The organism is Ruthenibacterium sp. (assembly GCF_017421385.1).
Classification (GTDB): Bacteria; Bacillota; Clostridia; order Oscillospirales; family Ruminococcaceae; genus Ruthenibacterium; species Ruthenibacterium lactatiformans.
The window spans coordinates 139,830-150,957 of record NZ_JAFOIN010000117.1 but is presented as its reverse complement, the minus strand read 5'-3'; the positions used below and the strand labels follow the sequence as shown (position 1 = coordinate 150,957).

At 59.3% G+C, this 11,128-nt stretch carries 8 protein-coding genes and 1 tRNA gene; all 9 read right to left on the bottom strand.

What is annotated here, in order from left to right; all coding sequences use genetic code 11:
* Nucleotides 1-91: 91 nt before the first annotated feature.
* A tRNA-Leu gene (locus IIY41_RS13945) sits at nucleotides 92-178 on the bottom strand.
* Nucleotides 179-566: 388 nt separating this feature from the next.
* A complete protein-coding gene (locus IIY41_RS13940) occupies nucleotides 567-1,724 on the bottom strand; it encodes a sialidase family protein (protein ID WP_055081433.1) in 1,158 nt (385 codons plus the stop codon).
* Between the two features lie 13 nt (nucleotides 1,725-1,737).
* Nucleotides 1,738-2,805, bottom strand: a complete 1,068-nt coding sequence (gene pdxA, locus IIY41_RS13935) for a 4-hydroxythreonine-4-phosphate dehydrogenase PdxA (RefSeq protein WP_058722894.1) — start codon at nucleotides 2,803-2,805, stop codon at nucleotides 1,738-1,740.
* A gap of 3 nt (nucleotides 2,806-2,808) precedes the next feature.
* Nucleotides 2,809-3,708, bottom strand: a complete 900-nt coding sequence (gene dapA, locus IIY41_RS13930) for a 4-hydroxy-tetrahydrodipicolinate synthase (protein ID WP_009325292.1) — start codon at nucleotides 3,706-3,708, stop codon at nucleotides 2,809-2,811.
* Between the two features lie 21 nt (nucleotides 3,709-3,729).
* A complete protein-coding gene (locus tag IIY41_RS13925; RefSeq protein WP_287401234.1) occupies nucleotides 3,730-4,890 on the bottom strand; it encodes an iron-containing alcohol dehydrogenase in 1,161 nt (386 codons plus the stop codon).
* A gap of 59 nt (nucleotides 4,891-4,949) precedes the next feature.
* Nucleotides 4,950-6,224, bottom strand: coding sequence for an SLC13 family permease (locus IIY41_RS13920; protein ID WP_009325294.1), 1,275 nt, complete (start codon nucleotides 6,222-6,224; stop codon nucleotides 4,950-4,952).
* A 139-nt stretch (nucleotides 6,225-6,363) separates the two neighbouring features.
* On the bottom strand, nucleotides 6,364-8,133 hold the full coding sequence (locus IIY41_RS13915) for a PHB depolymerase family esterase (RefSeq protein ID WP_287401232.1): 1,770 nt from the start codon (nucleotides 8,131-8,133) through the stop codon (nucleotides 6,364-6,366).
* Entirely contained in the window at nucleotides 8,130-9,815 is a 1,686-nt protein-coding gene (locus tag IIY41_RS13910; protein ID WP_287401230.1) for a CE1 family esterase, read from the bottom strand. The genes IIY41_RS13915 and IIY41_RS13910 overlap by 4 nt, the downstream gene beginning before the upstream one ends.
* Nucleotides 9,816-9,858: 43 nt before the next feature.
* Entirely contained in the window at nucleotides 9,859-11,100 is a 1,242-nt protein-coding gene (locus IIY41_RS13905; protein WP_009325297.1) for a four-carbon acid sugar kinase family protein, read from the bottom strand.
* Between the last annotated feature and the right edge of the window lie 28 nt (nucleotides 11,101-11,128).

Genomic DNA, 11,128 nt, shown 5'->3' with positions numbered 1-11,128 from the left:
AAACGGGCTTTTAGGAATTATTCCTAAAAAGCCCGTTTTCCCTTGATTTTATGCGACAAAACCGACTGATATCTTTTTTGTCGCATGAACTTGGTGCGGATGAAGGGACTTGAACCCACATGAAGTTGCCTTCACTAGAACCTGAATCTAGCGCGTCTGCCAGTTCCGCCACATCCGCATATATGTGAACACGAGTCACCTCGTGATCACGCCTTTTCTGCTTCCTTTTTTCCTTTTTACTCGAAGGGGAAACCTGTAACTCCGAGAGCGGGGCTTTTTTCTATCTCCTTGTAATGTTCCCTGAGGTTTCATTACCTGAATCTAGCGCGTCTGCCAGTTCCGCCACATCCGCATATATGTGAACATGAGTCGCCCCATGATCACGCTTTTTCTGCTGTTCGTTTCCGAATCAGCATGTTAGATTTTATCATGAAACATTCTTCTTGTCAACATGCTTTTGAAAAAAATTTACCGTATTTTTGCGTGTTGCTGAAATGGCACGCACTGCCGTGAAACCGCTTCGCTCCGCGGCAGCGCGCTTTCGGGCTTTCCGCCTGTAAAACGCACTATACCCTGGCGGCTGTCGGGTTGTACACGCCTACAGTTTCACGCTTTTCACCCATAACATCCTGCTCCGAAAACGTCATCCATTTTACACCGCGGCGATTCTGATACGCGAACGCCAGATGCAGCCTGCCGTCCGAAGCCTGCATCAGATACGGGTACTCATACTGGCGGTTGTTGGTACTGTTTTCTGACCCTACAAAACCCTCTCCCAGCTCCATATGGCGAATCATCGGCCATGTAAGGCCGCCGTCCTCGCTGAGGGCCACCGCAACCGGGCAGCGAAGGCCGGGCCAGGCTGCCACACCTGGCTGCGGCGCAGGCGTATGGGTGGGGTTATAGGCAACGGCAATGCGTCCACTTTGCAGCTTGACGGCGCTGATGCTGGAGTTGTTATTGGGCAGGACCGTGGGCACCGGTTCGCTCCACGTATTGCCGTCGTCCAGCGATTCACTGCGATAAATGAAATCTGCCGCACGGCTCCGCATGAACGCCGCGAGGCGTCCCGGCGCAAGCTCCACCACATTGGCATGTACACGGCCGTTGCTGCCCGGCATCTCTACAGTGCGCCAGGTACAGCCCTGATCGTCGGAGATCTGAAACGCCGTCGGGTCTCCGGCCAGACCGGATGCGCTGTCGCTGCACAGCCAGTTTGCGAATATCCAGCGCCCACTTGCAAGCACCTGGATGGGCTGGCGGCAGAAGCTTCCCTCCCGGGCAAACAGCACATCCGGTTCGCCCCAGGTACGGCCGCCGTCCGTACTTTTCTGCCGGCGGATGACAGACGTGAACTGCATATTATCCTTGCCGGGCACACGGTCCAGCTGGGCGGTATAAACCGCCCATACAGCGCCGTCCGGCGCGAGAAACAGCGAGGGATTCTGCTCACTGCGTTTTTCATCATGGGACACTTGTACTGGAGCTTCCCATCGTGCGGCTCCTTTGGGCAGGCGGGCGCAAACGATGCTCACATCGCCGCTGCCTTCAAAGCTGCCGGCAAACCAGGCGCACAGCAAACTGCCGTCCGGAGTTTCCAGCAAGGCGGGCGCATGCGCCGTAGCCCAGGGCCCGGGGGGCAGCATGGCCTCCACCGTCCCCATTGCAGAATTCTGATAAACGGTGCCGTCCGGTGTCAGGCCGGGCAAACATGGATATTTCATGGTTTTCTTCCCCTCACTCTTTGATGTTGCGGTTGCGGGCCATCGTGACGGCATATTGAATGGCGTTGAGCAGGCTCAATTCATTCGAAGTGCCTTTGCCTGCCTGGTCGAAACCCGTTCCGTGGTCCACCGAGGTACGTATGATGGGCAGCCCCAGTGTAATGTTTACTCCTTCGACAGCCTTCCACGCCTGTTTTTCCCTGTCATATACAAAGCCGACGGTTTTGAGCGGAATGTGCCCCTGGTCGTGGTACATGGCCACAACGATGTCATACCAGCCGCCCAGCGCCTTGGGGAACAAACTGTCCGGCGGCACAGGGCCGTCCACACACAGTCCCTCGTCCTGCGCGGCACGGATCGCCGGGATAATCTCGTCCAGCTCCTCCCTGCCGAACAGGCCGTTTTCTCCCGCATGAGGGTTGAGCCCTGCCACGGCGATTCGCGGGCGTGGGATTCCGAAGCTTCTGCATGCGCTGTCCGCGATATGAATGACATCCAGTACACGCTGCTTTTTCACACGGTCGCACGCTTCCCGCAGCGAGCAATGCGTGGAAACATGTACCACACGCAGATCGTGGTGCGCCAGCAGCATCGTATATTTCTCGGTGTGAGTATAGTGGGCATAGATTTCCGTATGGCCGTCAAAGTGCATGCCCTCGGGCGCGAGAGCCAAGTTCATGGCCTCTTTGTTCAGAGCGTTGGTGCAGGTGGCATCCACCTCGTCGTCCAGTGCCAGTTCAATGACTTTCCGCACGCACTCAAACGCCGCGCGCCCGCACATCGCGGACACTTTTCCGTATTCAAACCGCGCCAGGTCCACAAGGTCCAGATGGTAAACGTCGATGATCCCCCAGGTGAAAGCCGCCTGCTCCACGCTGTCCACGCGGTGCACGGTCAGCTCCGGATGGCCCAGCAGCACAGCCGCTTTTTCGATAACGTTTGCATCCCCCACGATAAGCGGCCGGCATTCCTCATAGATCGCTTTGTGGAGCAGGGCCTGCACACACAGCTCCGGCCCGTTGCCCGCGGGGTCGCCCATCGTGATGCCGATGACCGGCCGCCTTATTTCCGTGTTGTTCATGGGTCAGTGCATCCCCTTTTCCGCATTCTCACGAAGCACCTGCCGCAGCGCGGCAACGCCTTCTTCCGGGAGCTGGTTGAACGGTGCGCGGCATTTTCCCACGTCGTAGCCCAGCAGCGCCACGGCTGTTTTGACGACCGTATTCGGGTTGCCGTATTTGAAGCATGCGCGGAAGGACGCGATGCTCGCCTGATATTCCTGCGCTTTTTCCAAATCGCCCGCGGCAAAACAATCATAAATAGACGCCATGGTGCGGGGGTAAACATTGGCACAGCCCGCCACGCCGCCCCGGCCACCGTTCTTCAGGCAGTCCAGGATCAGGCCGTCGTTGCCGGAAAGCACTGCAAAGCCGCTGCCCCGGGTGCCATCCAGATAAGCTTTCATATTATCCCAGTTTCCCGAGGAATCCTTTGCACCGACGATGTTTTCGATCCGGGAAAGGCGTGCTACCGTCTCGGGCGCAAGAGCATTTCCTGTACGTGCCGGGATATTGTACAGCACGATGGGAATATCCACGGCTTCAGCCACGGCACGGTAGTGGTCGTACAGCTCCTGTTGGCTGGCCGCCGCAAAGCTGGGCGTAATAATACTCAGCACATCCGCTCCCGCGTCTCTGGCCATGCGGGACTGTGCAATGGTCTCCCGTGTGGAAACGCAGCCTGTGCCCGCGTACACCGGCACGCGGCCGTTCGCCTGCTCAATGACCGTCTCCAGCACGAGCTGTTTTTCCCTGCCGTCCAGAATATATCCCTCGCCATTGGTGCCAAAGCAGAACAGCGCATGCACGCCGTTTTCGATCTGGCGGTCCACCTGGCGGCGCAGCTCGGCGGTATTGATACTTTCATCCGCGTGCATCGGCGTAATGATGGGCGGGATGATGCCCTTGATCTCGATTCTATTCATGTTTTTCCGTCCTTTCCGATGTCAGAGGATCCGGCGGTACAGCGCGCGGGCGTCGTCCGCCGTCACCGGGCGCAGATTGTTGTTCAGAAGCCGTGTCACCTGCATGCCGGCCGCCACCAGCGTCTCCAGATCCGACGCAGGCACACCGAATGCCGAAAGGCTTGTGGGTATCTCCAGATGCCGGACGATCTTCTCCAGCCAACGCAGCATAAACTCCGTTTTTTCCTCCTGCGTCACGCAGGTTTTTTCTCCATGTACGCAACGGTCATACGCGGCGGCGAAGCGTTCCGGGCAGGCAGGCGCGTTGAAGCGCATCACAGGCGCAAGCAGAATGGCGTTGGATACGCCGTGGGCGATATGATATTTTCCGCCCAGAGGGTAGCTGAGCGCATGGACGGCCGTTGTGCCGCTGGCAGTGATGGCCACGCCCGCGTAAAAGCTTGCGAGCTGCATGGCTGATTTTTGCGATACCGCGTCCGCACTGTCACACGCAGGCAGGATGTTGTTCAAAATCATATCCAGCGCTTCCAGCGCAAAAGTATCGCTGATGGGATTCGCCTTATTGCTTGTGTAACATTCGATGGCGTGCGCCAAAGCGTCCACACCTGTGGCCGCCGCAATTTTCCGGGGCAGATTTTTGATCATCAGCGGGTCCAGCAGAACATTGTCCGCGATCATCGCGTCGCTGACGATGCCCACCTTCAGCTCCTGCTCCGGCACGGCTACGATGGCGTTGGGCGTGGCTTCGCTGCCCGTGCCCGCCGTTGTGGGGATCATCAGCGTGGGACAGCATTTTTTTGCGCGGCCGGGCGCTTCCAGCAGGTCGTGCACGGTCGAGCTGCCGTCCAAAAGCACACCGGACAGCTTGGCGGTATCCATCACGCTGCCGCCGCCCACGGCCAGAATCATATCCGCGCCCTCGGCCCGGCAGGCATCCACCAGCTTCTGGACCTGGCCGCAGCTCGGCTCCGGCGGCAGGTCATCCAGCACACAGAATGCCGCCTGTGCCTTTTGAAGCTGCTCCAGCACGGGGTCCAGCAGGCCGGCGCTGCGGATCCCCTTATCTGTAAAGACAGCCGCTTTTTTCACAGACGCCGCCTGAAGGATCTCCGGCATCTTTTTCAGCGCGCCCTCGCCGCAGCAGACGGCGCGCGGCATCTTCAAATTACTCAGTGTATTCATGGCGTATCATCTCTCTCCGAAAAGGGCCGGCGGCATGTTCCGCCGCCGACCGCAGGTTATTACATGGGGAATACAATCACGCAGGCCCCGCACAGCACCAGAATCTGGATGACGTACAACGGCAGAGTGAACTTCCAGAAATCAACCAGCTTGTATTTGCCCATGCCAAGAATCATAGCAGGCATACCGTCGATGGGCATGATCCAGTTGATCCAAGCGGCGGTGACACAAGCCACAGCCACAGCCGTAGGATCCAACCCCATGCTGACGCAAGCGGAGATGGCGATGGGCGCAAATACGAACAGGGAACCGAAGCTGGCGCCCGTGAACGTAGCGCTCAGGCTGGTGAGCAGTGTGAACACCAATACGATGACAAATGGGCTGACACTGGTACCCAAAGCGCCGGCCACCGCGTCACCCACCATGGCGGTGAAGCCGGAGTTCGCCAGGGCGCCGGCCACGCCGATGACGCCGGCCATCATAAGAATCAGCGGAGAGGCAATATTGTTGCGCACTTCCTTGAAATTGAGGATGCCCAAAACGAACAGTACGGCGGCAATGACGCCGGGGATGGCATAGCCCGGCTCCCCCAGCTTATCCAGGAAGATCATGGCTACGAAGTTGACCACGAAAGCAATATACACAACGATTTCTTTCCACCTGGACAGCTTTTCGCCCTCTGACTTTTGTTCGGAAGCCTGCGCGCCCGCTTCGGCAATGGGGTGGTCCGGCAGGAAGCGGTAACCGATAACCGCCCACACCAAAAACGCGATAGAACTGACAAGCTTGATGCCGGAATATACCAGCAGCGGCACTGCGGTGCCTGTGACGCCGGAACTCTCCAGCAGAGAGGCCACCAAGCCCACGTAAAACGCCATATTCACAGGTACGATGGGGTTGTAAGTGGCATAGCCCAAGGGCATAAAGATTTTTGAAATAGGCAGATTTTTATTGTAGGGGATAGTGGATACCAAGCTCAGCACCAATACATAATAGCCTGTACCGCTCATCACGCTGGCCCCCAGCATGACAACGATCAGCAACAGGATGTAGTTGCGATATCCGCCCTTGCTGGCCATATTGAACATCGTTGCCTTGACCTTGTCGATGAGGCTGGTTTTTTCCAACGCCGCCATGACCACCATAAAGCCGGCGATCATGATGACATTTTTGTCCACAAAGCCCGCAAAGGCCTCGGACATGGTGGCGCAGCCCGTCAGTACCAGAAGAACGCAGGCGATCAGCGGCGGTGCGCCGAAGGCAAATTTGTCCGACATGATCATGACGATCATGCCGATCACGATTGCCAATGTAATGATCATTTGAATTGTCATTTGTGATTCACTCCTTCATTCTATTCGCTTTTGCCGTGTTTTCCAATATGCAGATACCATTTTCCACTCCCGTCTTTTCTTTTCCATTCCTCCCATCTGCTGTGGTCTCAAAGCGTCCGGCCGTTTCGCAGCGGGCGCGTTACGGGTCGATGTGCAGAGAACCGTCCTTCCCGCGTGAGAACCTTTTCATAAACTGCCAGGCAAGCTCCAGCTGGCGCAGGTCCAGCGCGTGGGGCATACGCTTTGCGAGCACAACTTCAAACAGCGCGGGCTTTCCTTCATCGCGGCTGAACCAACGGTGGTGAAGGAAGCGCCCGTCCGCACAGTCATAAAACGTCTCGTCGGCCGTCAGGCCGGATTCACACGCGGCGGCAGGCTCGTAAGGCGTGAGGGGAATATTGTTGTACGTTTTCCAGTAATCAAAAGAAGCCAACCGCTTGAAGGGATCGTCCTGCGCGGCGGGCCATGTGCCGTCCAGCAGGCCCGAACTCTGGATGAGGGGCATACGGTAGGCAAAGGCAGCCTTTTTCGCATCCGCCCGTACACGTGTACGGGTGACCGGTTCGGAAGGGCCGTCCGGCAAACCGCGGCCGGTGGGCATTTTCCGCAGCATCGTCCACATTTCCGACGCCGGGACCAGATAGCCGGAATTGAATCCGTTGCAAGGGGCTGCCGCCGCAAACAGCTCGGGATATGCACATGCCAGAGCGTTGGTCATCATGCCGCCCATGGAAAAACCGGAGATGTACACGCGGCTTTCATCAATGGCATAGGTCCGCTTCATATGCTCCAGCAACGCCAGCACAAAGGCCTGGTCGCTGGGCATGCCCGGCTCATCCCAGATGTTCCACGCCTTGTTGCGGGCGGGCTTGGGATATACGACGATAAAGTTTTCCCTGTCGGCGATATCGTGCCAGCCGCTCTGCTCCGCGCCGTACAGCGGCACGCAGCCGATGCCGTGAAAATAAAACACCAGCGGCGCTTTTTCTTTGCTGCCGCGCAGACGGGGCGGTACATATTCGTACCAGGTATGGGCAAAGCCTTCGTTCACGCCGAGGCCCGGGTCGTTGACGTGTGCCACAAAGCCGCGGGCCGTAAAATCCGTGCGCTTTTGATATGTCCCATAGGTGTCGTTGGACCAGCGCCTCGCTTTGCAGAACAGCATGTCCCATGCACGGACCGCTTCCTGCGCGCTGAACGGCAACTCGGACACGATGTGCCGCACATTTGGGTTTACGGGGCTGGTGTAAAGCACCGCGTGCTCCAGCGGCCGGGCGTCCGCTCCCGTCACTCCGTTCACCTTTCCAAAATAATCTGCGGCGCGGGCGGCTCCGCCGCAGAGATAAGCCACCTGCGGCGCGTTCATGCCGTCCTGCGGGATGCTGTAATCCGCAGGGAGCTCCGAGAGCAGCACGCCCGCCACATTCAGGGGCCTTCGCGCGCTCATCGCAAGCAGCAGTGCGCCGGCTGACGGAGAACCGCCGATATAGAAGATCATTCCGATGAACCCGCCGACCTTTCCCTTGCCCTGCGGCAGGGCCATAAAGCAGCGGGAGAGATAGTCCATGTCTTCCGCGTCCCTTTCGCTCCAGCCGCTTTGCCGCGGATTGGGGAAGGCCAGCACAAAATGCTCCTTTTCCGCCAGCGCGTCCAAACCATATTCCTTCATGGCCGCCTGGGCGGAGGCTTCGTCCGCGCCATCCCGCAGAAACATGACGACCTGCGTCTGTTTCGCGTCCGGGCAGCCGGAAGCCGGCACATAGACGTACATGCTGCGGTCATCGCCCGCCTTCGTCTCGATGCTGTTCTCCGGCACATTCGCGCGTTCCTGCGCACCTTTGACCTCCTCCAGCACCAGACGTCCTCCGAAGGGAGAAAATGCTGTGATCTCGTTCATCGTATCGTTCACTTCAGTCGCTCCTCCTTTTGTTTTGCGCATTCTGTTTCTGTGCTCTCTGTATGCGGCACCGTTTCCACAGCCTTTCCGTTTCCCGGCCTCCGATACCGTCTCATAAATTCCCATGCCGCCCGGCTCTCATCGTGGATCGCTCCGTGGGGCATATTTTTCATCACTGTCACACATACGCGCGGTACGCCCTGCGTGTCCCGGTAGACCGCTGTGCCAAAGCGTTCGCCCTCGGTATACCCACGCGCGGCAGTGTAATGGTTTTCGCCGTTGTATATCGCATCCGGCACAAAGCCCCCGGCCGTCCGCACAGCCGCACAACAGTTTGCCCGGAGCATCTGCTCCAGCAGCGGTTCTTCCGTGCCCCGCGCGACGGGGTCGTTGTCACCCAGATAGATGAAGCACGGCATCTGCCACCCGCCTTCCGCAAAGCCGGGCCAGGTCTCGGCAGGCGGTGCATTCCAGGGTGATAAAGCCGCGAAAAGCTGCGGATACCGCGTGCCCGCCTCCCGTGTCATCATGCCTCCGTTGGAAAAGCCCGTCAGATAAACGCGCTCCCGGTCGATGCCGTAACGGCTGTGGAGCCTGTCGATCATCCGGGCGAATACACCGCCGTCGCGTTCCAGAAACCAGATGTTTTCCGGAGAGTCCGGCACGGCCAGCAGAAACGCGCCGGTCTCGTCCGCCAGCCTGTCCCAGCCGTTTTTCTCCGCGAACATCCAGGCCGGTTCGCCCCGGCCATGTACGCTGAACACCAGCGGCAGGCCCCTGGCCTGCTCCGCCGTCAGCCCTTCCGGCACATGAACGAAAAAGCCGTAGCTGCGGCCCCCGTACACAACAGAATCCAGCGCAAAGCGCGGGGACGCATAAAAGTCCGCACGGCTCATGAAAGGCGTCAGCTTTCCATCCGGGCCGTTTTTCCAGCGGATGACGCGTTCAAAAAGCTGTGAAAAAACCGTGCGCGCCAGCGCAGGCTCCGGGCCGAAGGTTCCGGTCGAAATCCGTACCTGCGCCGCTCCGCCATCCGGCGCCCGGTAGACCGTCGCGGAAATATCATCAAACATTTCTTCACAGCCCGGCCCCTGCGCGCCGTTGCTCCGGTTGAAATAGCGGACAGCCGCGTCCGCCTCCTGCCGTTCACGCACCATCAGCCAGAGGCAGACGGGCAACTCCCGGTTCAGGGTTTTATAATCCGCGCTCACATTTTCCACGAGCCAGTGGCTGGAAGGACGCTCCCCGGGCGTATAATCCTGCGGCACGCCGCCCACGAGCGCCGCCGCAGCAAAAAAGCTTGGACAGGCAGCCGAGGCATCGCCCAGGAAAGAGGCGCCGTCCTCATATCCCACCGCATAGATCAGTGTTTCCCAACACCACAAATAGCCGCCGCGCCCATACAGGCTTTTCCCGCTTTGGGTCGGAAAGCTGCCGCGCGTGCCGCGGTAGATCTCCATCAGCAGCCCCGCGTCCTCCGCCCGCCAGCCGTGCGGTACGATGGGGAGCACCAGTACCGCCCCGTCCTGCTCTGCGATTTCCCGCCAGCCGGATGCCTGCGCAAAACGTGCGGCGGCTTCATAGCTTGCCGCATCCGCGCCCGGAGCGCAGACATAAAGTGTTTTTACCGGGTCAAAGCCTGCTTTTGTTGAGATATGGCAGTACAGCTCCCGTCCTTCCCAGGCGATACGCATTTTATCTTCTCCTTTTTTCCTGTCCGAAAGGCTGCATGCCCCGTCACACCGCGGGCAGTTCCTTTTTCCATCGTTCCAGAATGTTTTGCAGGTCATAAAACAGTGTCTTTGCTCCAAACCCACCGGATTTGGAAACAAGGTTCCATTGCCGTCCGCCATAGGTGAACTGCGACAGCACCACGCCCGGCGCGACTTCGCACAGAGGCATGATCTCCGTTACATCCAGCTGGCGCATCAGGCCCAAAAGACAATCACCGCCCATGATCAGCACCGTGCTCTCCAGCCCGTCGTCCAGCAGACGCTTGAGCAGCGCGCCCAGCGTATTGGCGATCTGGATGCGGTCTGCGGTTTTGTCCGCGCCCGCGTTCTCCACCGCGCCGCCTGTGTCCAGCACCACCACCGGCTCCTGCGAACAGGCCCGTAACACAGCTCCCAGCATTTCGCCCGCCTGTGCGCCGGCCGCCCAGTCCCGCGAGAGCTTCTGCTCCGGCGTGAGGCTGAAGCGGGGCGCTCCCTGCGCCTCGGCCTGCGCGCACTGCTCCAGCGAGACCGGGTTGATGCTGCCGCAGACCGCGAGCAGACGGCCGCAGAGCGGCAGCGGCGCGGTGTCCCGGCAGGACAGCTGCAACAGCCGCGGCAGCACGGATGCAAAGCCCGCGCAGCCGGCCAGCAGTCCGGTCTCGCTCCGGGCCGCCAGCCGGTCGGCGATCTGTGCCATATCCCGGTTCGTCTGAGCTTCATAGACCAGCACGCCTGCTTTGCCCTCTGCGGAACCGCCGCCGGGGATATAGGCGCACAGTGTATCCGTCTGTTCATGCAGAATATCCTCCACACGGGAATGCGTCACCGGCTCAAAGGGGTCCTTTCCAAACACACTTTGGGCAACGGGCACGCCGCCGATGTAGTGTACGCCGCCGCGGGTGACGCGGTCCAGATTCGGGAAGGCGGGCACGAAATGGAGCCTGTCGCCTCCATCCGCTGCCAGCGCGGCGGAAAGCTCTGCCCCGATATTCCCGCGCAGCGCGGAATCTGTCTTTTTATAGATGCATCCGATCTTTTTTTCCTTTGCCCAGCGCACCAGGCGGTAGACCGTATCATATGCCTGCGCCGCCGGAAGGTGGCGTGTCTCGGCATCCACCACGAGCACCTGTGTTTGCGCGTCTGCCTCCAGTGCCTGCAGGCCTGTCCCCACAACGACCTTCGTGGCCGCTCCATAGGAGGCAAACTGTACGCCTGTATCCAGCGCGCCTGTAAAATCATCCGCAATTACAAATAAATGTATCATAGGCTCTCCTCTTATCCCTGTCCGGCGG

Excerpts from the sequence above, each read along its gene's own strand:
- IIY41_RS13940 (WP_055081433.1), bottom strand. The coding sequence starts at position 1,724 with ATGAAATATCCATGTTTGCCCGGCCTGACACCGGACGGCACCGTTTAT.
- pdxA (WP_058722894.1), bottom strand. The coding sequence starts at position 2,805 with ATGAACAACACGGAAATAAGGCGGCCGGTCATCGGCATCACGATGGGC.
- dapA (WP_009325292.1), bottom strand. The coding sequence starts at position 3,708 with ATGAATAGAATCGAGATCAAGGGCATCATCCCGCCCATCATTACGCCG.
- IIY41_RS13925 (WP_287401234.1), bottom strand. The coding sequence starts at position 4,890 with ATGAATACACTGAGTAATTTGAAGATGCCGCGCGCCGTCTGCTGCGGC.
- IIY41_RS13920 (WP_009325294.1), bottom strand. The coding sequence starts at position 6,224 with ATGACAATTCAAATGATCATTACATTGGCAATCGTGATCGGCATGATC.
- IIY41_RS13910 (WP_287401230.1), bottom strand. The coding sequence starts at position 9,815 with ATGCGTATCGCCTGGGAAGGACGGGAGCTGTACTGCCATATCTCAACA.
- IIY41_RS13905 (WP_009325297.1), bottom strand. The coding sequence starts at position 11,100 with ATGATACATTTATTTGTAATTGCGGATGATTTTACAGGCGCGCTGGAT.